Source organism: Salipaludibacillus daqingensis (assembly GCF_029891575.1).
Lineage (GTDB): Bacteria > Bacillota > Bacilli > Bacillales > Salisediminibacteriaceae > Salipaludibacillus > Salipaludibacillus daqingensis.
The window spans coordinates 1-24352 of the sequence record NZ_JARZHF010000004.1; the positions used below are offsets into that span (position 1 = coordinate 1).

Sequence of the window (24352 nt, forward strand, 5' to 3'; positions counted from 1 at the left end):
TTGAATGGAATCCAACACTTCGCTTTGAAGAGGTTGCAACTCCTTTTCTTGTGTTAAAGACGTATAAACTTGTCGGATATAAAAGTTGGTTGTGTTATGCATGTTCTTGGCACGTTGGCACATCTCTAGAAAATATTCGTGCATTCGGTGTCCTTTTTTGACACAAATTTGCATGGTTTTGTAGTTTGCCATTTGATCTTCAACCCCAAACATAAGTTCTAATACGTTTATATTACCCAAAAAAGTATAAAAATTCTAGTACCAAAACCGCCAATTCACCTCCCACCTAAATTTCTATCGAATTTTTGAGGAAGGAGTCCTCTTGGCTTTCATGATAGAGGCTGTTTTCTAAGAGATTGTTGCTTATAAATGAGAACCAGTTGCTTTTCAGGATGTCGTTCCCTTCTTCGAGCTGTGCACAACAAAGTTTGCGTAAACACCCTTAATAGAAGATTCTGCATTATAAAATCAGTCTCCTTGTTAAAGATACACCATAATACGGAAGAAACACAATTGAAATTATTAAATTTCATCTATGTTCCCACCTAATGAAATGGACATACAATTGGTCGAATACAAATAAGACGATTTCCCTTCATTCAACCAAATAATCTATCACTTTAATGGAGCACGGTCGTTGGTTCTATATCAGTTACAAATTTCATGACATGATCCGCAGGCAGAGCTTTGCTATATAAAAAACCTTGCATTTCATCACATTGACGTTCATTCAGAAATAACACCATTTCCGTTGTTTCCACTCCTTCTGCTATAACACGCATGTTCATATTATGAGCAAGTTGGATGATAGAAGTTACAATCGCCTGGTCATTTGTATTTTCAATCACTTCTTTTATAAATGATTGATCGATTTTCAACGTATCGATTGGAAACTGACGCAAATAACTGAGTGAACTGTACCCTGTACCGAAATCATCAATCGAAATTGATATGCCTATATCTTTTAATCGCTCTAACGTTTTAAAACATTCCTCCCGATTGTATAATAAATCATTTTCAGTTATTTCTAAATCTAATAATGACGGATCTAGCCCTGTTTTCCGAAGAATACGTTTAACTTTACTTACAAAATCCGGACGTTGAAACTGCTTTGGCGAGATGTTGATCCCCATTCTCATTTTGAATCCTTTGTCAGACCAACTTTTCGCTTGGAAACATGCCTGTTCTAACACCCAATCACCGATTTGAAAAATAAGACCAGTATCCTCTGCAATTGGTATAAATTTGCTAGGAGACACGTTTCCTAGCTCTTCATCATTCCAACGAAGTAAAGCTTCAAGACCGACTACTTTGCTATCTTTTAAGTTAATCTGAGGCTGATAAAATAATTGAAATGATTTAGAGTCTTTAGCTAATCGTAACCTTTGCTCAATCATTAGTCTTTCATCGCGCTTCGTTTGCAGCGATGGATGATAAAGTTGATACTCACCTTTCCCTCTTTCCTTTGCATAGTGCATCGCCATTTCTGACTGTTGTACGAGGGTTGATGACGTATCTCCCGTTTCAGGGAACAACGAAACACCTATTGTGGCAGTAATAAATAACTCTTTTCCTCTTACAATAAATGATTTTTGAAATCGCTCCAATATATGATTTGCTGTTTTTTCAATCGTATCCATTTTCAATGAACTATTAATGATAATTGTAAACTCGTCCCCACCATATCGATAAACAGAAACATACTCATTTTCAAAAAGCATTAACTCTTTTGCAATCACTTCAATTAATTTATCTCCTGTGAAATGACCTAACGTATCATTATAATATTTAAAACGATCGAGATCGATAAATAATAGCGCTGTTAAACAATTTTTCAGTCGATCACTTTCAATCTTATTAACCAAATCTATGTCAAACTGTTTTCTATTTTTCAATCCTGTCTGGACATCTACTGTTACTAATTCTTTAATCGTTTCTTCTGCTTGCATCAAGGGGGTTACATCTTGATGTAAAATCAAGTTAGCAAATTTTTTATCTGAATACATAAGTGGAAAAATAAAAGTATTAAAAACTACTCGCTCGTCATTGTTTCTATTATGAACGGAATCCACATTCACACCTGTACAATGCTTTATCGAATTTTCAACCTTTGCGAAAACGTTTGCACTATTAGCCTTATGATTTAATAAATTTACATACATCGTCCCTACTATTTTGTCGTCATCATATCCGCTCATTTTAAGATAATCTTTACTAGCATAAACAATACGACCTTGTAAATCAGTAACTATTACTAATGAAACTTTTTCAATCACTTTTAGAAAATCATTAACCATTTCATCTAAAAATAGTGTCTCATCCCTATCATTATTATTAATAGCAACGTTCCATAATTTTTTTAACCATAATGGAGTTAATCTAACAACTTCTTTGTTGTTTGATGATTCACTCATCTTTCCCCTCCTACGTATAGAAATCATATGAATTCAATTTAATCAATCTGAGTAAAAATCGTTTTTTTCCAATGACATTCGCTGTAGTCCCAAATATATATACACATGGTGAGAATAGTATTCAACATTAACGAAAGTAAAAAAATAACTTATCGATAAGCTGATAGTACTATTTTATGCTTAATATTGTATTTGAGCAAGTATTTGTTCCATTCTAGGATCTCTAATTATTCGCAAAAGTTTAACAAATTTGCCATTCTATGTCCACAGTTCATTTCCTTCCGCTAGTTCATTTCGTACTATAATATAAATAACAAGTTCAATATTTCACTTACTTTCATTATAGTATATTTGGCTTGTTACTTTTGTTGTATCCACTCTTTTCTCATTTTTAATTCGACTATGTATATGAGGTGAGATCCATGCAGGTAAAAATTTATATTACCTCTAATATTAAAGGTAAAATGTTTGAAAAAAGAGTTTCAGATGTCCTAAACGATCTTGGCCTTGATGCAGAAGTCATTACTATAAATCGTTCTCCATCATCCTCTGAAAAAGCTTTCTATACTCCAGCTTTATTTGTTAATAACGAACTCGTCTCCAGTGGAAGTCTCTTATCAAAAGAAGAAATAACCCACTTCTTCATGTGACTCGTTTGAATATCTAATAATCTGGGTATATTATGGTAAAAAGAGTAAATGGGAGGGAACATTATGGAAACTACAGATCTACAAGACGGTTTTTTTCAATCGATTAGCTATGATTCCACATTAAGACATCTTCATGTGAGGTTTGCAGATGGCAATTACTATTTATATTCGGAAGTAACTCAAATGGACTATCTTGGTTTAATGTCAAGTAAACAGATGAAAAGCTTCTTTGAAGATAAAATTATACCTAGATTTCCTTCAAGAAAGATGAATGAATAACTACTCAATGGAGAACAAAGCTAAACGAGCTTTGTTCTCCATTTTTATTGTATAAATTCACATCATCATTAAGCTAACATTTATTACTTTTTTCATACCATCTATTACATCGGAAGAAATTATTATCATACCCTTCTAGGTGTTCGAAACCATCATGGAAAAAAAAGGTGGTAGATCGTTTAGGAGTTCGTTACAATAGACTGTGGAAATACAATTACTAAAGTGGAGGGTGTTTATATGAGAATTGGCGTACCTAGAGAAATTAAAAATAATGAAAATAGAGTTGCACTAACTCCCGCTGGAGTACTTACTCTTAAGCAAGCAGGTCATGACGTAATCGTTGAAACAATAGCAGGAATTGGAAGCGGTTTCACTGATGAAGATTATATCAATGCAGGTGCTGAAATTTATCCTGAAGCAAAATCGTTATGGGCTAACTCAGAAATGATAATGAAAGTTAAAGAACCTTTGGAATCTGAATACAAACACTTTAGAAAAGATCTCATTTTATTTACATATCTTCATTTAGCTGCTGTTCCTGAACTTGCGAAAGCACTAACTGATAAGGGGGTTACCTCTATTGCATATGAAACAGTCGAAGTAAATCACGCGCTTCCACTCCTCACTCCAATGAGTGAAGTTGCCGGTCGTATGGCTTCACAAATTGGTGCCCAATTCCTCGAAAAACAAAATGGTGGTAGTGGTGTCCTGCTTTCTGGTATACCAGGGGTAAAACGGGGAAAAGTCACCGTTATCGGTGGTGGAGTTGTTGGAACAAACGCTGCTAAAATCGCAATGGGGTTAGGCGCCGACGTAACCATTATGGACTTAAGTCCTGAAAGGCTCCGTCAACTTGACGATATCTTTGGTACAGAAATTAATACATTAATGAGTAACCCTTTAAATATTGCCCTTGCTGTGAAAGAATCTGACCTTGTAATCGGGGCTGTGTTGATTCCTGGTGCGAAGGCTCCAAAATTAGTCACAGAAGAAATGGTTAAAGACATGAATCCTGGATCAGTCATCGTAGATGTGGCAATTGATCAGGGCGGTATTGTTGAAACAATAGACCACATTACGACTCATGACGATCCAACTTATATCAAACACGATGTTGTTCATTACGCTGTAGCCAACATGCCTGGAGCAGTCCCAAGAACCTCAACAATTGGATTAACAAACGTAACAGTTCCTTATGCACTTCAAATTGCTAATCTCGGTTTAAATGAAGCTATGGAGAAAAATCCTGCTTTAGTTAAAGGCATAAATACAGCTAATGGTTATATTACGTATAAAGCAGTTGCTCAAGACTTAGGATATGATTATGTATCTGTGGGAGAAGCCCTTAAACTCCACCAATAAATAGAAATGGACCTCCACTTCATTGTGGTGGTCCATTTCATACTTATAATAGAGAAGGGAAATGCAAATCTTTCTTTGATCACAAACTACTTCCCTTATCTTCCTTCGCTTTTTTAGATAAATCCCTTAATGTCCTAGTTAAAGATTCTAATTCTGAAAAACTCTCAACAATTGACTGGATACGATCATTTTGTTCTTCAACGGAAGCTTGCATTTCTTCTACAGAAGCACTTGATTGCTGTGTGAAGGAAGCGACTTGGTTGATTTCTTCCAAGACCTTCTCAGATGACAAATTCATTTCCAATACTTGTTTACTAACAAGCTCTGATTGATTTGCAGATGCTTTTGCTTGTTTTTCTATTTTAGAAAACTCTCCTTTCGTATCCGTTGTAACATGAATACTCGTTTTTACTGATCGTTTACTTTCATCAACTTGATTTTTCACCAATTCAACTTTTTCATGAATATCTTTTAAAATTGAACTAATTTGTTGAGTAGAAGACTGAGAAGTTTCAGCCAATTTACGAACCTCGTCCGCGACAACTGCAAATCCTTTTCCATGCTCTCCTGCTCTTGCTGCTTCAATAGAAGCATTAAGAGCCAACAAATTTGTCTGTTCTGATATAGATGTGATCGTTGCCAAAATACTACTAATCTCTTCACTTTGCGAATAAAGGTCTGTTACTACCTTACTCTGGTGATCGATAATGCCTGCAACATGAGACATTTGCTCATTTAACTGAACGACACGTTTATCTCCTTCTTCTGTTGCCTTTACCGTTTCCGCTGAAATTCTACTCATTTCTTGGAAAGCTCGATCTACATTTTCAATCTCATTTGTTGTATTATAGACTGCATTGTGGATATTCGAGACACTTGCCGCTGATTCTTCTACACCTTTGGCCATTTTCACATAAGAGGTCGTTAATTCATTTGATATATGTTCCGTTGATGATAAATTCCCCTTAAGACTTTCACTAAACGATGTAATGACACTAATAGAATCATTTACTTTTTCTAACAGCTCATCCGTTCTTTTTTTACCTAAAGATATTTCTTCATAGTGGGTATCCATATTCTCTTGCATTTTTTCACCAATTCTAGCTTGAGTAATAAGCGCCGATGTTATCACAATAAACATGACATTTAAGGAAATGAGTATATCAAAACCTGCTCCATAAAACATTTCTTCTTGAAATGTGACAAAGAAATAATTAGATAATCCTAATCCCAATAAAGCAGATAGAGCGATAGATTTGCTATTATGGTATAGCGTGATAAACGCAATTGCAACATAAATCATCATATAATTTGATAACTTTGGAGAGGTTGAGACCATAAAAAATATGAGGACAGTAAAATTTACTGCCACCACATATTGTACATAAGATGCCCATTTTGGTTTCATAAAAGTTACATATGTAATAGACCCGACTGCAAATAAACCAACCAGTCCGTAAGCCAAAATTCCTTCCATAGGAACCCCCGCTAGAAAATTACTTCCAAGCCCTAGAAAATATGCAAACCATAGTAACTTAGAAATTAATTTATTTCTACTCTTTAGTACTAATTCCTTTTGATCCATCTGAACTCTCCCCCCATTCTTGTGAATGATTATTCATTCATAAGAAAGCTTAATAAATTCTATTTTATCAAATATTAGGAATTAATTCACTTATATTTTAAAAAATATGTTATAAAGGGATGACAATATGCTACTTTAAGCCTACTCAATAAAAATAAACTAACGTTATTTACTAGGTGTGTTATCATGTAAGTCTAGTTTATTTGAATCTAAAAACGCACCTTTCATCAAAATATTGACGATCGGTGCGTTTTTATTAAACAAGATATCCCATATAAAGGACAGCTGAGAAAGAAATGATCAACTGTACCCAAAATAATAGCGCATCTTTTTTACTTAATAAATTTTTGGCCATTCGATTTGATATGAGCTCCATCATATAAATGAGCCAAAAAGATAACAAGCCTTTTAGTAGTGCCCCCCACCAGATATTCATTAAAACTAAGGCTCCACCTGTAACAAATAAGAGGATGTATAATATTCGTAAACTCATCTGGATCACCTTTGCTAATTTAAGCTTCCCACTTTTCAGCAAGACGATCGTCAGTCCAAAAAGAATCATCGTGATAAACCAAAAAAGTCCGTGCGAGTGAATAAGTGTTTCGTATTCCCACATTGAATTCCCTCCTACAACGTTAATACTGTTTAGAAGTATAACGAACATAGATAGGTGAAGTAAACATTAATTTTTAATTTCTATAAAAGTTGACCTTTTTTGAGTTGATTCGTATAACTAAATAAACGTTTTGTAGATATAAATATCGAAATCATTCTAAAGCAAAATGAAAACCGTCAACAAGTGGACGGTTTCCAACAACACTTATCAATTCTTTACATTCTCAGTCATAATAGGTATCTCTTTCATCACATATCCAACATTTCGAACAGTCTTAATATATTGTGGATTTCGGTTATTCGTTTCAATTTTTTGCCGGATACGACTGATGAATACATCTATAATCCTCTTATCTAAAATTGGATCGTCACCAGAAAGGACTTGAAGCAAGTGACTTCGAGAGAAAGCTTTCCCTTTATTTTTCATTAAGTAATGAATCAATTCATATTCTTTTCGAGTAAGTTCAATTGATTCATTTTGCTTAAATACCGAAAAGTTTGCAGGGTCTAGAGTTAATAACCCGTTTTTTATCATATTTGTTGAATCAATACCGACAGAGTAACTCATTTTGGTTGATTCTATACAACATAAACGACCTCTTCTAATCGCCGATTTAACTCTAGCAACTAATTCTTTTAACCTTAATGGTTTAATCATGTAATCATCTGCGCCTAATTCTAGACCTAATACAACATCTAATTCATCTGCTTGATTCGAAATAAGGATAATCGGTATCCAAATAAGATATGTTTGCCTTAATTGTCTGCAAAAATCAATCCCAGTGTCGTTTCGAAAATCCAATCCTATTACGATAGCATCTGGTTTTAATGATAACGATATTCTTAGTGCATCATCGCTATGATGAGCAATCCATGTTTGAAAACCATGATATTGAAAAATTTTCTCCATTTCCTTACACAAATCAATATTTTTTTCTAATATTAATATGCTTTGAGTTAAATTTGTCGCAGTCACCGAATCACCCGCTCCAGCTTCACAGTTTATTAATTTAAATCAAAACGTTCCCCATTCACCTCATATATAATCCATTCTGCAATGTTCGTAGAGTAGTCTGCGATTCTCTCAATATATCGTGCAATAAATACAAGCTGAGTAATTAATTCCGTTGTTTCTTCATCTTTACTTTTTATTTTAAAAATAGATTGAACAAATGCTCCATAAGCTTCATCTATTTCATCATCGACGTTTGCAATGTATTGAGCGTCAATCACGTTCTCACTTTGATAAGCTCTAAGCACATCTCTCAACATCTTTTGGGTTTTATTTGCCATCATTATTAAATCAGAATGATATGTCTCTAATTGCTTAGAACCATTTATTCTATTTGCCGCTTTTGCCATATCAACCGCTAAATCTCCTACTCGTTCTAAATCACTTGATATTTTTAAAGCAACAATAATTTTCCTTAAGTCAGACGCTACAGGCTGTTGTTTTGCAATTAATAATGTTGCCTTCTCATTTATATCAAGTTCTAAAGAATTAACATGATGATCGTTTTCAATGACATCATCAAAAATTAATTGATTATTTTTTTCAATACCCGTAACAACATTCACAAAAGACTTCTCAACCATTGAACCAAGTAACATAATTTCCTCTTTAAGTTCTGATAACTTTGTTAAAAAACCTTCACGCATCGGCATACGTTTACCTCCTTTAACCAAATCGACCCGTTATATAGTCTTCCGTTCGTTTATCCACTGGATTAGAAAATATTTTATCTGTTTCATCATACTCAATCACTTCACCGTTAAGAAAAAATGCTGTTTTATCAGAAATTCTTGCTGCCTGTTGCATATTATGCGTAACAATGATTATAGAATAATTTTGTTTAAGTTCTTGAATCAGTTCTTCCACTTTTAACGTCGATTTCGGGTCAAGAGCTGATGTTGGCTCATCCATTAGAATCACGTCTGGTTCAACTGCTAAACAACGAGCAATACAAAGTCGCTGTTGTTGTCCCCCAGACAAACTATAGGCATTTTCTTTTAAACGATCCTTTACTTCATCCCAAATAGCAGCTCCACGCAAACTTTTTTCAACAATTTTCTGGAGAATTTTTTTGTCTGTTATGCCATGAATCTTCGGTCCATAAACAACGTTATCAAATATTGATTTTGGAAATGGATTAGGTTTTTGGAAGACCATTCCCACTCTTGTGCGAAGTTCTTCTGCAGGATAGGAAGAATCGAAAATGTTTCTCCCTCTGTAATGAACTTTTCCGGTAGTACGAACTTCTGGGTTCATTTCCACCATTCGATTTAATGTTTTAATATACGTTGATTTACCGCAACCTGAAGGTCCAATGATAGCAGTTACAGACCGCTCTTGAACAGGTAGGTCAATATCTTTTAAAGCATGGGTATTCCCATACCATAAATTTAGTTTTTTCGTATCATATACAATGGAAGATTCGTTCTTTCTGTTTTCTATTTCTTTTTGCTCCTTTTGCTTTAAAATCACTTGATTCATTATGTGCTTTCCCCTTTCAAATATAGTAATCTAATATCTTCGGTCAAATTTATTTCGAATGATTATAGCTAATGAGTTTAACGTAAATAAGATAAGGAGTAATATGACAATCGTTGCCGCTGCCAAATAAGCATATTCTGCGACCAGCACCGAATCGATCGTCCAATAATAAATTTGCATAGGCATAGCTGTAAATCTATCAAAAATACTAGTTGGGACTGGAATTAACAAAGCTGGTATTCCAATAACTACAAGTGGCGCTGTTTCCCCTATTGCTCTCGAAATAGCCAATATCAGACCAGTCAGAATACCTGGTAAAGCGACTGGTAAAACGACGTTTTTAATCGTTTGCCATTTTGTCGCACCCATACCATACGAGGCTTCACGTAAATAACTCGGTACAGCACGTATGGCTTCTTGAGAGGCAACAACAACAATAGGAAGAACAAGTAATGACATCGTTAATCCACCTGCAAGGATGACAGAACCTATCCCAAAAAGACGTACAAACACTGTAAGGCCTAAAAGTCCAAAAACGATCGAAGGAACACCTGCAAGATTAGAAATATTCGTTTGAATGAAAGACGTTAATTTTGACGGTCTAGCATATTCCTCAATATAAATGGCGGTGCTAACCCCGAGCGCCATTGTAACTGGCCCTACGATTATCATTAGCCATACGGTTCCGAGAATCGCGCCTTTAATTCCTGCAATTTCTGGTTTTGTTGAAAGAACACTAGTAAGAAAATCGATGTTGATCCAGCCGAGACTGTCAACAATCACTCGATAAAGTAATACGGCTAAGACAAGTAATCCAAATATGGCAGATGCGAGAAACAACCATTTCGTCATCTGATTTAATAAGAGTCGTTTAGACATTCTTGATTGTACAACTTTCATATCCATAAATTGCAAGATTAATACACCTCCCGAAACTTTTTCGTCATATACCTAGCAAATAGATTCATAAGTAGAGTAAAAACAAATAGTGTCATAGCCACAGCGTACAGACTGTAGTATGCTGTCGTTCCACTAGCAGCATCGCCACTAGTTACCTCGACAATATATGCGGTCATCGTTTGCATACTTTGGGTAACATCGAAGGTAAGGTTTTTATTGCTACCACTGGCTATAGTTACGATCATCGTTTCTCCGATCGCCCGAGAAATTCCTAACACAAATGATGCAATAATACCTGAAATTGCAGCAGGAATCACAACACGAAATGCAACTTCAAACTTCGTTGCACCTAGAGCCATTGCTCCTTCTCGAATAGAATTAGGAACAGAACTCATCGCATCTTCCGATAATGAAGCAACAATTGGAATAATCATGATTCCCATAACAATACCAGGACTTAATATATTTGTTCGATCAAGCGCTGGAATTAATTCACGAAGAACGGGAGTCACAAATGTAAAGGCAAAAAAACCGTATACGATTGTTGGGATTCCTGCTAAAACTTCGACAAGAGGTTTTAAAATCCGTCTTACACGCTCTGTTGCATACTCACTCAAATATACTGCTGTTGTCAAACCAATTGGAATAGCAACCATCATGGCAATAATAGAAGACAGCAAAGTACCGCCTAATAATGGTAATATACTAAACTTTGGATCTGATGGATTTAGTGGTTTCAACTCAGGTTGTAAAAAGAATTCACGAAACGAAACATTTCGAAAAAATAAAATGCTTTCAACCGTTAAAGTAACCATAATACCAATTGTAGTTAAAACGGATAAAAACGCAGCGAAAAATAGAAGATATGGAATTGTTTTTTCAAACATCGCAAGTTTACTTTTTTTTCTACTTCCTTCAATCATATTTCGAATATTGATGGAATTTGACATGATATATTAGCTCCTTTCTTACAATAAGACCACCAGAAGGATTTTCATCCCTCTGATGATGACTTTAGCGCAACGTTTTTATTCTATTGCTTCGATAAATTCAATGTAACTATTCAATTCTTCCTCTGGTAAAGGAGCGAATCCTGTTTCACCTGCAAGATCATCAGCTACTTCAAAAATGTATTTTGCAAAATCCTTCACTTCTGGTTTTTCTTTCGCAGAGTTAATGCTTAAATTTGTAAATACTGGACGAGTAAATGGTGCATACTCACCGTCTTCTGCAATTGTGTCTAGAGAAGGTGCAACTGGCCCATCACCGAAATCAATCGATACGACACCCAATTTGTCATCATTATTTGTATAGTAACCAAATCCAAAGAAACCAAGGGCATTTTCATCTTCTGATACTAATTCCACTAGAGTCGAGTATTCTTGTTGAAGATTAATTCCTTCTACAAGATCTTGCTCATCGATTAAAACTTCAACAAAGAACTCATAAGTACCATGGTTTTCGTTTGGTCCATAGAAATTAATTTCTTCGTCAGGCCACTCATCACGAACGTCTGACCAAAGTACAACATCATCATCAGCGTACTTTCCTGTTACAAAAACATCTGTTATTTCTTCTTCTGTCATTTCAGTAGCCCAATCATTATCTGGATGAATAACCATTGTCATTCCGTCTAACGCTACTTTAAACTCTTCTGATTCAATTTCGTTCTCTTCAAGCTCTTGAAGTTCTTCTTCTTTTATTGCTCTTGAAGCATTTGATAAATCCGTTTCCCCTTGAATAAATTTTTTCATACCTGCAGAAGTTCCTGCACGACTCACTTCAACACTTACATTTGATTGTTCGTTAACCATATATTCTTCAGCAATACGAGAGAGAAGAGGATAAACCGTTCCCGATCCATCAATTTGAACAGATCCTGATAATTCCTCAGTACTTGAGTTACTGTTATTATTAGAACTATCATTACTATTGTTACCAACAGCTTCACTTTCGCTGTTGTCACCACAAGCGACCGTAAATACCATTAAACCTACCATCATCATAGATAATCCATACTTTTTCACGTCTAAAATCCTCCTCTAAGTTCTCATGTTTTCTCTATAAGTGATCTCTTGACCACATTCAAAGTATAACGCTTGATTATTAAGCTAAAATAAACCTTCCGTAAATGATTTATTAATAGTTTGTAAAATTCATATTTTCAAACTATTTATATTTAGTGAGGTTATGTATTTCTAGAAACATAAAAAAGGACAGAAACTAAATTCTGTCCTTTTTCATAGATGTGTTGTTCGTACTCATAGTAGCGGATCGATGGCGAAATACAACAAATTACGACAAAATTTATGAAGTAACACGACTAAAATTAAAGTGTAACGGTGATAATATTGGTCTCATTTTTATTGCTCAATATACGTACGCTTTTTTAGTTTATGCACTCCAAAACTGAACCCGTTGATAAGTATTACTGTTTTTTCATATTTTATAAATATATTTTATATCCTGTTTTTGCTAACGCTACATTTCCTGAAAACCTTGCTGATACTTCATCAACTAATTGTTGATGATTTCCAAAATGGGGAAGATGAGAAAGTAAAACTGAGGTTGCTTTGGTCTGTTTTGCCAAGTTTGCTACATCTACACTATTCATATGACCAAAACTTTCGGCAGATTGATCTGCGTAAAAACTTGTTTCAGCTATTAATAAATTTGAATTCATTGCAAAAGGTATGAGTGTTTCGTTAAATGTTGTATCTGCGGTGTAAACCAATGTTTTGTCAGTTTCAGTTGAGGTAACTTTCATAGCAAAACATGGCACAGGATGAGTTGTTTTTTGAAAAGAAATTGTAATTGGACCTACATGTACTGACGACGTTGAATCATAAGGTAATACATTTGTGTAAGGAGGTTTTGCTAATTTGCTAAATGCGAGTTCATCTTCGCGATGAGCATAAATATCAATCGCTTGTTCCGTTTTGTTTAAATTCATATCCACGACACGACTATATGTAAAAACCCCCATATCAGCGACATGATCATGATGATAATGACTTAAAATAACCGCGTCAATATCCTTCAATTCAACATAATTTTGCAATTGAGAAACAGCTCCACTTCCACAATCCAGAATGATTTTTGTATTTTCTGCTTCTAATAAAAAGCAGCTCGTTGCTTCATTTTTTTCTGGGTAAGCTCCCCAAAATCCAATAACCGTTAGTTTCATGATTAGTTCACTCCTTGTTCTTCGTATGTTACAAAGTCTGCCCAAGAAATAAAAACACAGTAGAGATTGTCCGAATGAATGGAATAATACTGGTATTCTATATATCCTTACAAAAAAAGACCTTAACGATTATTTCTAATCATTAAGATCTCTCATAAAACTATTTTATGCTTCTTGTACTTCAGGATATACACTCACTTGTTTGCGGCTACGTCCAACACGTTCGAATTTAACAACTCCGTCAACTTTAGCAAAAAGTGTATCGTCTCCACCTTTACCAACGTTCACTCCTGGATAAATACGAGTTCCTCGTTGACGTACTAAAATGGATCCACCAGTAACTTCTTGTCCGTCCGCACGCTTTGTACCAAGACGTTTAGATTCTGAGTCACGGCCGTTTTTTGTACTACCTACACCCTTTTTCTGGGCGAAAAACTGAAGGTTTAATTTTAAAAACATGGTCTTCACCCCCTGCATTTTACGATTCAATCCGTATAAATTGGCGATACTGTTCTTCCATCGTTTTCATGGAAACGAGCATGCCGTTTAATAATAATTGTACTTTCTCATAAGTAACCTTATCTAAATGCTTAGGAACACAACAGCGGAGAAAGCCTCCATCATCGTTCATTTCCACTTCAAGCTCTGTTTGGCAAATTTCTGCAATAGCATTAACCGTTCCAAAAGCAACAGCTGAAGCTCCAGCGCAGACAAGGTCATGTCCATAAGGACCTGATTCTGCATGGCCAGCCATGGTAAATGAATCAATAAAACCATTCGTATTCCGGTCAAACGTGATGTTAATCATCGTCAGCACACCTTTAAGCGTTGATTTTAGAAATCGTCACTTTTGTATAAGGTTGACGGTGACCTTGCTTACGACGGTAGTTCTTTTTTGCTTTATACTTGAATACAGTCAACTTTTTAGCTTTGCCTTGTTTCTCAACATTTGCTGTTACAGTTGCTCCTTCTAATAATGGAGATCCTACTTTTGTTTCGTCTCCTCCAACAAAAAGAACACGGTCAAAAGTTACTGTGTCACCTTCCGTTACGTCTAATTTTTCAACGTAAATTTCTTGTCCTTCAGTTACTTTCACTTGTTTTCCACCAGTTTCAATAATTGCGTACATGTGCGCACCTCCTTTAATACTCAGACTCGCCATCTTAGGTGCAGAAATCTAAGGTTATCCTGCTTAAAACCTAGTCCGTGCGGTTGTAGCTCTTTGGGCGCATCCAAACAACTAACAAAGGACATCATACCATATATGAAAATCGTATGTCAACGGAATGTTGACCAATCTCTCATTTCACTTCCAATCTTGCTTCCCAACGCTTCCGCACTTCTTCTCGACTACCCATGAAACGAATGGCATACTGCTGTTCTTGCACGGATATAAGGTAAATATCTTTCCCTATCGATTTTTCTAACATGGATAAACGCTGTTTATAATGACCAGAAAATAATTTATGTACTCTTTGCTCCACTTCCACAAGAAACGCTTCTTCCTCTCGATACCTTAAGGTAAAAAGCATCTCTTCTATTTCTCGGGCGATCTCCTCATCTCGTTTCACTTCTCCCATCCCATTACAAAGAGGACAAGAGGTATGTGTCATCTCTAAAAGAGGTTTTCTTGTTTTTTTCCTTGTCATTTCTAGCAAACCTAATTGCGTAAAACCTAACACGTTCGTCATCGTTCGATCTTTTTGCAAGGCGGATTTCAATTGTTCAACCACTTCCATTCGATCCTTATCTGCATGCATATCAATAAAGTCAATCACAATGATTCCACCTATATCTCGAAGGCGAAGCTGTTCAGCAATAGTTTTAGCTGCTTGTAAATTAATAGTCAGTGCTGTTTCTCTAAGCCCTTGTTTTCCAGTAAACTTCGATGAATTTACATCAATAACTGTCATTGCTTCAGTGTGATCAATATGAAGAGATCCTCCATTTTTCAACCAAACAAATGGGTTAAGTGATTTTTCTAACGCTTTATCTAAATCATAAAAAGAAAAAACATTTTCTTTCTCTTGATGAAGTTGTACTTTTGCTGAGTGATCATCTGACAGTTGTTGATTTATGTACTGATAGTCTTTCAAGTCATCTACTACAATAACGTTTTCTTCGTCACTTAAAAAATCTCTCGTTACTCTCGCTAAAATAGAGGATTCATTATATAAAGTGGAAACTTTATTATCCGTTGCTTTCGATACTAACGCCTTATATTGCTCTCTCAGGCGTTTAAATTCAAAATGGACTTTTTCTGGGTCTACATCCTCCGCTAATGTTCTGAGAATAATACCTTCTTTTTCTTGAAGCCAATGACGTACTCTTTCTCGCCAGTTATCACGAATGTCTTCGGAACTCATTTTTTTAGAAACTGCCACGTAATTTCCTTCAGGTAAGTAAACGATGTATTTCCCAGGGAATGATAATAATTCTGTCAGTTTAGCTCCCTTTGTCCCTACTTCTTCTTTTTTAACTTGAACATTGAGCCACTGCCCTTTTGTCACCAACGACCTAATCGACGGTACTTTGGTAGTAACGTTATTTTCTATCATTGCCTGATATTCGACGAGTTCTTTCTTATATAAAAAACCATTTTTATCTGAACCAATATCAACAAATGCCGCATCCATCCCTGGGAGAATATCCGTTACTTTTCCTCTTATCACCGTTCCAGGTTCTGGACCTTCAAAAGGAGAATCAAATAACCATTCCACCACTTTATCATTTTCAATAATAGCTCCTCTTATGTCATCCATCCATCTATGAAGAATTATTGTTCGCATGATTTAATTATCTCTCCTAAGTGCTATTTCATTACTAAAGACAAATTTTTACCCTAGCTATTAAAAAAAGTTAAAACCAGCGTATAAAAATGTTTCACTTTTCAAGTTTAGCAACCTCATCCTAGTTTTCATGAAATCAACTTGTGAAGTGGTGCATTTTTGTTCTCACTTTCAAAAAAAGCTTTTAGAAGCTTCTCTTCTTTGATTTCAATTTTTTTAGAATCAATAGTAAATAAAAAGACCATTTCTTTCTCTCTATAAATCCTTTTCATTGCTTCAGCTACAGTAACCATTGGGTCAATAGAAGTATACCTTTTTTCTCTGAAGCTGTTCAACCGTTTTCGTTCCATTAAAAAACGTAAAAAATGATAATGACGTTGTTTCCATTCTAAATACAAATGAGTCCATAAAAATAGTAACACTGCCACTAAGTTTAAATGAAAAGGAAAAACAAATAAACTTACATAAGTTAGTCCTAATAATATCATAAAGGATAATCTAAAGCTAAGCTGATATGATTTTTGAAATGGTAAAAAAAGAGTGTTCAAGGAGAAAAGAAACTTCCCACCATCTAATGGCATAATCGGTAGCAAATTAAATAATAAAATCGTTAAATTATGAAAGAGAAACATATGATGATCTGCCTCAGACCAAACAGAAGTCGTTACTAAGAGGTAGCTACCCGCTATCATCCAAACATGTTGCAGCGGCCCTGATAATGTCACAAGGATTTCCTCTTTCACACGTTTATTACCATGCTCTTCCATTTCGGCCATCCCACCAAAAGGAAGAAGAATAATCCGCTTAATTCTCCACCCTAAATGGTAGGCCATGAGAGCGTGTCCTATTTCATGAACGAACACAATCATAAATAGTATTATTATTTCTTTGAATAGACCAGTAATTCCACCTATACTTAAGATCAGCCAAAAAAGAGGATGTATTTTTATTTTTTTAATTAGTTCAATCAACGGAAATCACTTCAATAGGATCAACAAAAGAGTCACCTTCTTTTAAGGCAAAATAATAAATGCCAACTGTTGAGTTCTCATCATTTGAAGATACTTTAGCTAACAGTTCCCCTTCATCCACATGATCGTATAGATTCACTTTAATATCATCCAACATTCCATACCATGATTCTCCACCGTCATAATGTCGAACGACTACTACTTTACCTAAGTCATTTTGTTCCACTTCTCCAATGAAACGAACAATCCCACTCTTAACTGCTCCTACAGATTCATTCGCTTCTGTTTCAACAAAGATTCCTGTCCCATTCTCGTGAAACGTCTCCCTCACTTTCCCAGTTGCTGGAAGTGCATATTCATCAGTGATATTTTCATCCATATCTCCTGGTGCAACAGATTCCATATCGACGGGCATTAATGCGAGCGGACGACCAAAAAGATCTTCATACCATAACGCGACACGATCAAATTCAAACTCTGTTTGAAAAGATGATCGAATTAAATTTCGTGGTTCCTCTAATACAGGGGTAGTTGTTTGTAACAGAATACCAATCGACAAAAACAAACAAATACTAGCAAGAACTTGCATCATAAATGCATCTTTTCGAAAAAAAGTCTCAGACTTCTGTTTAGATCCTGAAAAGTCTTTTGATGGATCAAAGGAATAAAACGTTTCTTCTCGTTCTTCATCGTGTTTCATTGTCCACATCGGATAATCATTACTTCTAACCCTTGCTTTTGATTTCACTGGATTTTTTTGAATGTTTCTTGTGCGTCTCTTTGCAGCCATTTCCTTTTTTAATTTTGATAGTTTATCAGCCATATTTCAACCATCCTTGTCCATAGTTTCGTCATAGTAATTTATATGCCTTGTCCGATTCCACTAGAACAAATGGAGACAATCAAAATCAAAAAAAGTCCCCTCTTCTCAAAAGAAGAGGGGCAAAATATATATCAATATAAGGGGGTATTGATATGATATGCACACCACGCCAAGGCGTGATGAATTTCTAACAATTTCTTATTAATTCTTGAGTTAAATTAGAATTTTCTATTCTTTTACTGCTCCAGATGTTAATCCTGCGACAATACGGCGCTGGAATATTAGAACAACAACTACAATAGGGATGGTTACAAGAACTGTCGCAGCCGTTATATCTCCCCATGGAAGCGTATACTGCGATTGATACATTGATAAACCTACAGGAACTGTTCGCCAGCTATCATCTGAATTGATTGTTAAAGCGAAAAGATATTCGTTCCACGCAGCGATAAAGACGAGAATTCCAGTTGTAAATACACCTGGTGCCGCTAATGGGAAAATAATTTTTGTGAAAGTCTGAAATGGTGATGCACCATCCAGTTTCGCAGACTCTTCTAACTCAAAAGGAATCTTTTTGAAAAATGTCGCTAGAATCCAAATGGCTAAAGGTAAACTGATCGTAATGTAGGGAATAACAAGCCCCATATAACTATTTCGAAGTCCTAAGTTTTGAATGAGATTAAAGATTGGAGAAATGATGGCGATTTGTGGGAACATCGCAGCAGCTAATACAATCCCTAATATTGTTCCTTTGAATTTAATTGGTAATCGTGTGACTGAATAAGCAGCTAAAGAAGCAACTGAAATGGCAATCACTGTTGTTAATGTGGAGACCGCAATACTATTCCAAATATATAAAAATAGTGGTCTTGTATTAATCGCACTAACATAGGAATTCAACGATGGATTCGTTGTAAACCAATTAAATCCAGCAAAAATTTCAATAGGCGGCTTGATCGATGTAAGAAATACCCATAGGAAAGGGAACATGATCACAAAGATAAACAAGCTCAAAAAGATATAAAATGGAGCACCTGCCCGTTTTCGCATGTTTTAAACCTCCTTTATTATTTGCCTGTTTTACTCTCAAATAGGTCTGATCCTATTAACTTGATGAAAAGAATACTAATGAGCGCAACAGATAAGAATACAATCACGGAAAGAACAGAACCTTCACCGAAGTTCGACTGAGCAAATAGAACTTGGTACGCATAAACAGAGATGGACTCTGTACTATTTGCTGGTCCTCCACCTGTTAATACATAGATTAAGTCAAATACCCTGAAAGCATCTAATGTTCTAAATAATAGAGCAACGAGAATAGCAGATTTCAACATAGGTAGTGTAATATTCATAAATCGCTGCCACTTATTCGCTCCATCCACTTCTGCAGCTTCGTATAGTGCGTCTGGAATCGTCTGTAAGCCTGCGAGTAATAACAAAGCCATATAAGGCATCGTTTTCCATACATCGGCTAAAATAATCGAGAACATAGCTCCTGAACCAGTACTTAACAAAGTCGATGCATCGGAAATTAAGCCGATTTGACTAAAGTAATGGGCTATAACACCTGATTGACCGTCATATAAATAACTCCACATCATAGCACTTACAGCTGTTGGAATGGCCCACGGAATTAACACTGCCGCTCGAACCGCTCCACGTCCAATAAAAGCACGGTTTATTACGAGCGCTACTGCGAGACCAATTGTCAATTCAAAAAACACGGAAACAACGGTGAAGAAAACAGTATTGCCCATCGCTGACCACATCCGAGCATCAGAAAAATATTTCCCGTAATTTTTAAGACCGATAAAGTTTGGCTTTATAATGCTTCGATCAACGGAAGAAAGAGCAGATGACGCTTGTGTAAGTGAAGATTCCAACCCCTCATCGTCAACTTCTGCCAGCGTTTCTGTAAACGTATCTTGAGCAGATTGCAGTGTTCCACTATAATCTTGAGCAAAATCACTATCCAAATCTCCATAACGTAAATCTCGATCATTAACAGGTTCAAAGTTCATAACCATTTCATCAACAATTTCATATTGTTCCTGTAAATCTGGATTTTCAATTATTTCGGTGTGAAAAGAATCAATGTCTTCACGAAGTTCACTTACAACGAGTTGAAGGTCTGTTCCCTCTGCATCATTCTCCAGTGCCTCTAGATCCCTATCGATATAAAAGTAATTATTAGCGTAAGTTTCCATATCAATTTGATAACTCAATGTTGTTTGATTTCTTGTAGGGTCATTTAATCGATAATCAAACATACTGTTCCAAAAAGATTGAGCAACTGGCCAAAGTGTAATTGCCGCGATAAGGATTAGTGCTGGCATGACCATTAAATATCCCAATTGCTTCTCATTTAATTGAAATTTCTTCTTTCTCATATTCATCCTCCTTTACAGGATTCTATTCATCTTTTATGTTTCAAAAATAAGACCAATTTCAATGTTTAATGAATAATGTAATAAGTCATTCAAATTATCTGAAATCGATTTCAGAATCAAAGATAGTGATATGCAACGGCACATTAAGTTGATTGGCGTATAACTAGTTGCAACGGTAGTATTTCTTTTTTATAGACAACTTTTCGCTTATGCTTAATCATGTCTACCATCATTTCCATTGCCCTTGTCCCCATGAGCTTCATTGGTTGTTCTATCGTAGTTATTCCTGGGTCAATTAAATCTGCAATCGGCTGATTATCATAGCCTACTACAGCTAAGTCATCAGGCACACGGCAATGAAACCGTTTTGCTTCTTGAATAATCCCTGCGGCTACTTCATCGCCACCTGCAAAAATGGCCGTCGGACGATCTTCCATCGCGTACATTCGTTGAAAAATATTCTTACCATCTTCAATACCGTAATAACTTGGGAACATCCATTCATCTTTTACAGACAGTCCATGCTCATTCATCGCTTTAAGGAAACCCATTCTGCGATCAAGTGTTAACTGAATCCGATCCGCTCCACCTGAGTATGCTATTTTTGTGTGACCCTTTTCGATCAAATGTTTTGTTCCGATATACCCTCCGTATTGTTGATCACAGCGTATAACTGGCATTTGAGCATTTTTATCATACTCATTACAGCAGATAATCGGTCCGTATTTTGTAAATGGCTCAATATCTTTCCACTCATTTTGTAACGAAGCTAAAATAATTCCATCCACTTGTTTCGTTTTCAGTAATTCTAAATGGGCTAATTCACGTTCTTTATTTAACCTTGAATCACATAAAATAAGTTGATATCCTTTTTCTCCTGCGATCAATTCCATGGCATCAACGAGGTGACTAAAAAACGGATTTACGATACGAGAAATGATCACGGCAATCGTATTCGTTTTTTGACCTCGAAGCCTTCTAGCAGAAGAGTTTGGTACATACCCTAGTTCTTCCATAGCCTTCAATACTTTCTTTCTTTTCGTATCATCCACATAAGGATGATTGTTAATCACTCTCGAAACGGTTGTTGGTGACAAACCAGTTCTTGCTGCGACTTCTTTAATGGTTGCCATCGTTATCCCCTCGCCTGCGTTTGGTTTTGGCTCCAAGCCAAATCATTCATGTAGGACCTTCGGCTAAGTCCTCTGATATATTGTGAGGATGCCAGTATCGCTACATCCCTGCGCAAGTCAGTCTACTTTTTCAGTCTATTTTTTGAAAAAAAAAGAGGAGAGTGAACAGTGCATCCTCTCTCCTCACATCTGTTAATTAATTAATCATTATTCTGCTAACGCTGATTCAATTGCACTTTCCATGTTTTCAGCTGCTTCTTCTGCAGTAATATCTCCTGCTAGAGCACGTGAAAGTTCAATTTGCATTAAGTCAGAAATCTGTGGGTAAATTGGTGATACTGGTCTCGGAACTGCATTTTCCAATGTGTTTACAAACTCTTCATCTGCAAACAATGGTGCAGCTTCACGAACTTCTTCATCATCATATAGGGCACGAAGCGTAGGAGCAGATCCACCTTCGATAGCTGTGATCTTTTGTCCTTCAGCACCAGTCATAAACTTCAGTAATTCCCAAGCTTCTTCTGGATGCTCACTGTTACGGTTAATCATGGACATCCAGCCACCAAGACCAGACGCACTTCCAGCGTCACCAGCTGGTAACAATGCGAATTCTACTTTTCCTTGAACTTGAGATTGATCCTCATCTTCCGTCATTGCTTGCATGTAAGGCCAGTTTCTTGCAAATACTGATTGCCCTTCAAGGAATGCTGTATGAGTAGCAGGCTCATCAAAGTTTAATATATCTCCTGGTACAAAGTCAGATTCTACAATTTCAATCATTTTTTCAATAGCTGCAATCGTTTCAGGAGAGTTTACTGTTACATTTTGATCTTCATCTAAAACACTTCCGCCGTATGCTGCAATAAATTCAACTGCATTAACTACTAAACCTTCATATTGGTTTGCTTGCATCAAGTAACCAAAGTCCGTTCCTTCTTCACCTTGGTATTCTGTAGCCATTTCAATTAGGTCATCCCAAGTTTCTGGAGCTTCATCAACGATGTCTGAACGGTAGTATAGTAATCCAGCATCTGTAAATTTAGGCATTGCCCATTGACGACCATCAAAGTTACCAGAATCTACAGTTCCTTCGAAGTACTCATCCATGTCGATTCCATCTCTCTCGATGAAACGATCTAATTCAAGAACATAACCACCTTGTGCAAATTCTGCTGGCCAAATGACGTCAGCATCGAAAACATCAATTGTAGCATCTCCAGCACTGAATTCTGTTACGTACTGGTCATGTGATTGTCCTGTATCAGCAGGCATTTCACGGAATTCAACTGTGATGTGAGGATTTTCTTCCATGAATGCATCAATTAGAACATTCGTAGCTCCTGTTGCATCGTTACCTCGTGCATAAGTCAACGTTACTTCTTCTTGATCTTCTGAAGCTTCCGCATCGTTTTCTTCGTCATTATTATTAGCGGTGTCGTTATTCACATTCTCTTCGGTGTCATTTCCTGCATCATCATTCTCTGGCTCGTTATTCACTTCGTTGTTGTCTCCACAAGCTGCGATGATACCTACCATTGATAAAGCAACAGCACCTGAAATTACTTTTTTCCAAATCTTCATTTCTTTGTTTCCCCCTTTAAGGTGTTTTTCTGATAACGATTTCACACATGTTCTAAAAAAAAGTCTAGAAAATAGCTTTATAAAATGAAAATGACATTGCATAGACTTTTTCTAAGGGCATGTAATCGTTTTCATGTTTTTATTATAATTCGATATGGTATCGATATCAAGTCTTTTTTCAGAAAATTTCATAGTTTTTTTAGATTTTTATAGAATCCTATTATAGCAAGGATTTAAAGCTATATACTTCCGGACTGAAATAAACAATTAACACTTTCTTAGTTCTTTTATGCAAAAAAAAAACAACGACATGATGTCGTTGTTCCATTAACCTCGAATTCCAAGAAACTTTTTCATTTTTTTAAATACACCCGTTTGATCTTCTAAAGACATAAGCGGAACGGTTTCCCCATTTATTCTTCGTGCAATATTTCGATAAGCAATAGAAGCTTTACATTTTGGATCAAGTGCTACTGGCTCACCATTATTAGAAGATTTAATGACATCATCATCATCAACAACTATTCCTAATAAATCAATCGCTAAAATAGAAACTATTTCTTCTACATCCATTGATTCACCATTTACCATCATATGATTTCTAATTCGGTTAATGACTAATTTCGGTGAAGCGACATTCTCTTCTTTCTCTAATAAGCCTATAATCCGATCGGCATCACGAACAGATGAGATTTCAGGAGTCGTTACAACAATGGCTTGATCAGCACCTGCAACAGCATTTTTATATCCTTGCTCTATTCCGGCAGGACAATCAATTAAAATATAATCAAAGTCTTGCTTTAGTTCATGAATAAGTTTCTTTACCTGTTCAGGTTCAACTGCAGACTTGTCCTTTGTTTGGGCAGCAGGTAGAAGGTATAAACAATCAAATCGTTTATCTTTAATTAGCGCCTGTTGAAGTCGACAGTTCTCTTCAACAACATCTACAAGATCATAAATAATACGGTTTTCCAACCCCATTACGACATCAAGATTCCGTAATCCAATATCCGTATCTACTAAACAAACTTTTTTCCCAGTTAGTGCAAGTGCCGTTCCGATATTGGCTGTCGTCGTCGTTTTGCCGACGCCACCTTTCCCAGATGTTACAACAATCGCTTCTCCCACATCATTCTCCCCCTTCTATCAATTCTATTTTAACATGATTCATATAA

Annotated in this window: 24 protein-coding genes, 1 pseudogene and 1 other annotated feature; of the genes and pseudogenes, 3 read left to right on the forward strand and 22 right to left on the reverse strand. The window is 35.9% G+C overall.

From position 1 onward, the window contains the following. Both QDN89_RS08745 and QDN89_RS08750 read right to left on the reverse strand, forming a co-directional pair. Positions 1-192 (reverse strand): annotated as a pseudogene (locus tag QDN89_RS08745) (RNA-guided endonuclease InsQ/TnpB family protein); the annotation flags it as partial. A 428-nt stretch (positions 193-620) separates the two neighbouring features. After that, positions 621-2414 carry a sensor domain-containing protein gene (locus QDN89_RS08750; protein ID WP_280769745.1) on the reverse strand — a complete coding sequence of 598 codons (1794 nt, stop codon included), beginning with the start codon at positions 2412-2414 and terminating at the stop codon, positions 621-623. A 422-nt stretch (positions 2415-2836) separates the two neighbouring features. Here QDN89_RS08750 and QDN89_RS08755 point away from each other — a divergent pair, with 422 nt between their 5' ends. The 3 genes from QDN89_RS08755 (at position 2837) to ald (ending at position 4705) form a co-directional block, all read left to right on the forward strand. After that, positions 2837-3064 (forward strand): thioredoxin family protein, encoded by a 228-nt coding sequence (locus QDN89_RS08755; RefSeq protein WP_280769746.1) that lies wholly within the window; start codon positions 2837-2839, stop codon positions 3062-3064. Between the two features lie 63 nt (positions 3065-3127). Further along, positions 3128-3343, forward strand: a complete 216-nt coding sequence (locus tag QDN89_RS08760; protein ID WP_280769747.1) for a KTSC domain-containing protein — start codon at positions 3128-3130, stop codon at positions 3341-3343. 237 nt (positions 3344-3580) lie between these two features. After that, entirely contained in the window at positions 3581-4705 is a 1125-nt protein-coding gene (gene ald / locus QDN89_RS08765) for an alanine dehydrogenase (protein ID WP_280769748.1), read from the forward strand. A 79-nt stretch (positions 4706-4784) separates the two neighbouring features. Here the strand turns inward: ald and QDN89_RS08770 are convergent, their stop codons facing one another. The 20 genes from QDN89_RS08770 to minD form a co-directional block, all read right to left on the reverse strand. Beyond that, a complete protein-coding gene (locus tag QDN89_RS08770; protein ID WP_280769749.1) occupies positions 4785-6290 on the reverse strand; it encodes a methyl-accepting chemotaxis protein in 1506 nt (501 codons plus the stop codon). 256 nt (positions 6291-6546) lie between these two features. Next, a complete protein-coding gene (locus QDN89_RS08775) occupies positions 6547-6906 on the reverse strand; it encodes a YisL family protein (RefSeq protein WP_280769750.1) in 360 nt (119 codons plus the stop codon). 207 nt (positions 6907-7113) lie between these two features. Beyond that, positions 7114-7881, reverse strand: a complete 768-nt coding sequence (locus QDN89_RS08780) for a response regulator transcription factor (RefSeq protein WP_280769751.1) — start codon at positions 7879-7881, stop codon at positions 7114-7116. Positions 7882-7910: 29 nt separating this feature from the next. After that, positions 7911-8570 carry a phosphate signaling complex protein PhoU gene (gene phoU, locus QDN89_RS08785; protein WP_280769752.1) on the reverse strand — a complete coding sequence of 220 codons (660 nt, stop codon included), beginning with the start codon at positions 8568-8570 and terminating at the stop codon, positions 7911-7913. 13 nt (positions 8571-8583) lie between these two features. After that, the gene (pstB, locus tag QDN89_RS08790) at positions 8584-9399 is read right to left on the reverse strand and encodes a phosphate ABC transporter ATP-binding protein PstB (RefSeq protein ID WP_280769753.1); all 816 of its coding nucleotides are present in this window, start codon (positions 9397-9399) and stop codon (positions 8584-8586) included. A gap of 30 nt (positions 9400-9429) precedes the next feature. After that, the gene (pstA, locus tag QDN89_RS08795) at positions 9430-10305 is read right to left on the reverse strand and encodes a phosphate ABC transporter permease PstA (RefSeq protein WP_425335391.1); all 876 of its coding nucleotides are present in this window, start codon (positions 10303-10305) and stop codon (positions 9430-9432) included. An 11-nt stretch (positions 10306-10316) separates the two neighbouring features. Next, a complete protein-coding gene (pstC, locus tag QDN89_RS08800; RefSeq protein WP_280769755.1) occupies positions 10317-11249 on the reverse strand; it encodes a phosphate ABC transporter permease subunit PstC in 933 nt (310 codons plus the stop codon). Positions 11250-11327: 78 nt separating this feature from the next. After that, complete coding sequence (locus QDN89_RS08805; RefSeq protein ID WP_425335392.1) at positions 11328-12335, reverse strand: phosphate ABC transporter substrate-binding protein PstS family protein; 1008 nt, start codon at positions 12333-12335, stop codon at positions 11328-11330. Between the two features lie 410 nt (positions 12336-12745). Continuing rightward, the gene (locus QDN89_RS08810) at positions 12746-13486 is read right to left on the reverse strand and encodes an MBL fold metallo-hydrolase (protein WP_280769757.1); all 741 of its coding nucleotides are present in this window, start codon (positions 13484-13486) and stop codon (positions 12746-12748) included. 165 nt (positions 13487-13651) lie between these two features. Continuing rightward, positions 13652-13945 (reverse strand): 50S ribosomal protein L27, encoded by a 294-nt coding sequence (rpmA, locus tag QDN89_RS08815; RefSeq protein ID WP_280769758.1) that lies wholly within the window; start codon positions 13943-13945, stop codon positions 13652-13654. Between the two features lie 19 nt (positions 13946-13964). Further along, positions 13965-14294: a ribosomal-processing cysteine protease Prp gene (locus QDN89_RS08820; RefSeq protein ID WP_280769759.1), complete on the reverse strand. Its 330-nt coding sequence runs from the start codon at positions 14292-14294 to the stop codon at positions 13965-13967. A gap of 13 nt (positions 14295-14307) precedes the next feature. After that, a complete protein-coding gene (rplU, locus tag QDN89_RS08825; protein WP_280769760.1) occupies positions 14308-14616 on the reverse strand; it encodes a 50S ribosomal protein L21 in 309 nt (102 codons plus the stop codon). A gap of 12 nt (positions 14617-14628) precedes the next feature. After that, positions 14629-14711 (reverse strand) — a sequence feature (ribosomal protein L21 leader region). A 77-nt stretch (positions 14712-14788) separates the two neighbouring features. Next, entirely contained in the window at positions 14789-16276 is a 1488-nt protein-coding gene (locus QDN89_RS08830; protein WP_280769762.1) for an Rne/Rng family ribonuclease, read from the reverse strand. A 128-nt stretch (positions 16277-16404) separates the two neighbouring features. Then, entirely contained in the window at positions 16405-17247 is an 843-nt protein-coding gene (locus tag QDN89_RS08835) for a M50 family metallopeptidase (RefSeq protein ID WP_280769763.1), read from the reverse strand. Then, positions 17240-18070, reverse strand: coding sequence for a peptidoglycan DD-metalloendopeptidase family protein (locus QDN89_RS08840; protein WP_280769764.1), 831 nt, complete (start codon positions 18068-18070; stop codon positions 17240-17242). The genes QDN89_RS08835 and QDN89_RS08840 overlap by 8 nt, the downstream gene beginning before the upstream one ends. A 228-nt stretch (positions 18071-18298) precedes the next feature. Next, entirely contained in the window at positions 18299-19120 is an 822-nt protein-coding gene (locus QDN89_RS08845; RefSeq protein WP_280769765.1) for a carbohydrate ABC transporter permease, read from the reverse strand. A gap of 17 nt (positions 19121-19137) precedes the next feature. Continuing rightward, entirely contained in the window at positions 19138-20469 is a 1332-nt protein-coding gene (locus QDN89_RS08850) for an ABC transporter permease subunit (RefSeq protein ID WP_280769766.1), read from the reverse strand. Positions 20470-20606: 137 nt separating this feature from the next. Next, entirely contained in the window at positions 20607-21596 is a 990-nt protein-coding gene (locus tag QDN89_RS08855; RefSeq protein ID WP_280769768.1) for a LacI family DNA-binding transcriptional regulator, read from the reverse strand. A 207-nt stretch (positions 21597-21803) separates the two neighbouring features. Then, the gene (locus QDN89_RS08860; RefSeq protein ID WP_280769769.1) at positions 21804-23177 is read right to left on the reverse strand and encodes an ABC transporter substrate-binding protein; all 1374 of its coding nucleotides are present in this window, start codon (positions 23175-23177) and stop codon (positions 21804-21806) included. A 327-nt stretch (positions 23178-23504) separates the two neighbouring features. After that, positions 23505-24305 carry a septum site-determining protein MinD gene (gene minD / locus QDN89_RS08865; protein ID WP_280769770.1) on the reverse strand — a complete coding sequence of 267 codons (801 nt, stop codon included), beginning with the start codon at positions 24303-24305 and terminating at the stop codon, positions 23505-23507. Positions 24306-24352: the final 47 nt, after the last annotated feature.

Bases quoted from the DNA above. Each gene is read 5' to 3' on its own strand.
- QDN89_RS08750 (WP_280769745.1), bottom strand. From the start codon at position 2,414: ATGAGTGAATCATCAAACAACAAAGAAGTTGTTAGATTAACTCCATTA.
- QDN89_RS08755 (WP_280769746.1), top strand. From the start codon at position 2,837: ATGCAGGTAAAAATTTATATTACCTCTAATATTAAAGGTAAAATGTTT.
- QDN89_RS08760 (WP_280769747.1), top strand. From the start codon at position 3,128: ATGGAAACTACAGATCTACAAGACGGTTTTTTTCAATCGATTAGCTAT.
- ald (WP_280769748.1), top strand. From the start codon at position 3,581: ATGAGAATTGGCGTACCTAGAGAAATTAAAAATAATGAAAATAGAGTT.
- QDN89_RS08770 (WP_280769749.1), bottom strand. From the start codon at position 6,290: ATGGATCAAAAGGAATTAGTACTAAAGAGTAGAAATAAATTAATTTCT.
- QDN89_RS08775 (WP_280769750.1), bottom strand. From the start codon at position 6,906: ATGTGGGAATACGAAACACTTATTCACTCGCACGGACTTTTTTGGTTT.
- phoU (WP_280769752.1), bottom strand. From the start codon at position 8,570: ATGCCGATGCGTGAAGGTTTTTTAACAAAGTTATCAGAACTTAAAGAG.
- pstB (WP_280769753.1), bottom strand. From the start codon at position 9,399: ATGAATCAAGTGATTTTAAAGCAAAAGGAGCAAAAAGAAATAGAAAAC.
- pstA (WP_425335391.1), bottom strand. From the start codon at position 10,305: ATGGATATGAAAGTTGTACAATCAAGAATGTCTAAACGACTCTTATTA.
- pstC (WP_280769755.1), bottom strand. From the start codon at position 11,249: ATGTCAAATTCCATCAATATTCGAAATATGATTGAAGGAAGTAGAAAA.
- QDN89_RS08810 (WP_280769757.1), bottom strand. From the start codon at position 13,486: ATGAAACTAACGGTTATTGGATTTTGGGGAGCTTACCCAGAAAAAAAT.
- rpmA (WP_280769758.1), bottom strand. From the start codon at position 13,945: ATGTTTTTAAAATTAAACCTTCAGTTTTTCGCCCAGAAAAAGGGTGTA.
- QDN89_RS08820 (WP_280769759.1), bottom strand. From the start codon at position 14,294: ATGATTAACATCACGTTTGACCGGAATACGAATGGTTTTATTGATTCA.
- rplU (WP_280769760.1), bottom strand. From the start codon at position 14,616: ATGTACGCAATTATTGAAACTGGTGGAAAACAAGTGAAAGTAACTGAA.
- QDN89_RS08830 (WP_280769762.1), bottom strand. From the start codon at position 16,276: ATGCGAACAATAATTCTTCATAGATGGATGGATGACATAAGAGGAGCT.
- QDN89_RS08840 (WP_280769764.1), bottom strand. From the start codon at position 18,070: ATGGCTGATAAACTATCAAAATTAAAAAAGGAAATGGCTGCAAAGAGA.
- QDN89_RS08845 (WP_280769765.1), bottom strand. From the start codon at position 19,120: ATGCGAAAACGGGCAGGTGCTCCATTTTATATCTTTTTGAGCTTGTTT.
- QDN89_RS08850 (WP_280769766.1), bottom strand. From the start codon at position 20,469: ATGAATATGAGAAAGAAGAAATTTCAATTAAATGAGAAGCAATTGGGA.
- QDN89_RS08855 (WP_280769768.1), bottom strand. From the start codon at position 21,596: ATGGCAACCATTAAAGAAGTCGCAGCAAGAACTGGTTTGTCACCAACA.
- QDN89_RS08860 (WP_280769769.1), bottom strand. From the start codon at position 23,177: ATGAAGATTTGGAAAAAAGTAATTTCAGGTGCTGTTGCTTTATCAATG.